The 555-nt window shown below is 46.3% G+C and carries 1 pseudogene; it reads left to right on the forward strand.

Annotation, left to right across the window (positions count from 1 at the left end):
* Positions 1-555: pseudogene (locus POREN0001_RS09445) on the forward strand (type VI secretion system contractile sheath protein TssC); the annotation flags it as partial.

Below are 555 nucleotides of genomic sequence, written 5' to 3' on the forward strand. Positions count from 1 at the left end.
AGAGCAAGAGACTCTTGCCCAACCGGTTTATCAAGAAAAAGTAGCCGATTCGTATTCCAAAGAGACATTGGATGGTGCTATATCCGCCCTCTCTCGGTATGGCGGCTTCAGTTTCTTGGAAACAGCCATTGATGGACTTCAAAACTTAAATCCGGAACGGAAGGCGCGTAAGAAAATGTTCCTTGTCGAGGAACAGAAAGAGGGCGAACGTCAGGCTCTTGCCCACAAGATTGACCTTTGGTTGGAGTTGCTAACCGAAAATAAGGATATCCCGGAAATGGTGCAAAAATGCCAGACCCAAACGAGCGTCGTCTCGGCTCTCTTGGCCAAGAACCAATTAACCGCCGTCGAGGCCGTGCGAGATCTTGAAACCTCATATCGTGCCGTGCAACTCTTTTACAAAAACACAGAGTCGGATAAGCTGACCAATGTGACAATTGTCAATGCCTCTCCGGAGCAATTAACGGATTTGGATAATTCCCGTTTTATAGACTTTGTTGCAGACGAATTGAAGCAAAACTACGATCGTTTGGACCTTCGTACCAATTATTCCTT

It is taken from the genome of Porphyromonas endodontalis ATCC 35406, assembly GCF_000174815.1.
Classification (GTDB): domain Bacteria; phylum Bacteroidota; class Bacteroidia; order Bacteroidales; family Porphyromonadaceae; genus Porphyromonas; species Porphyromonas endodontalis.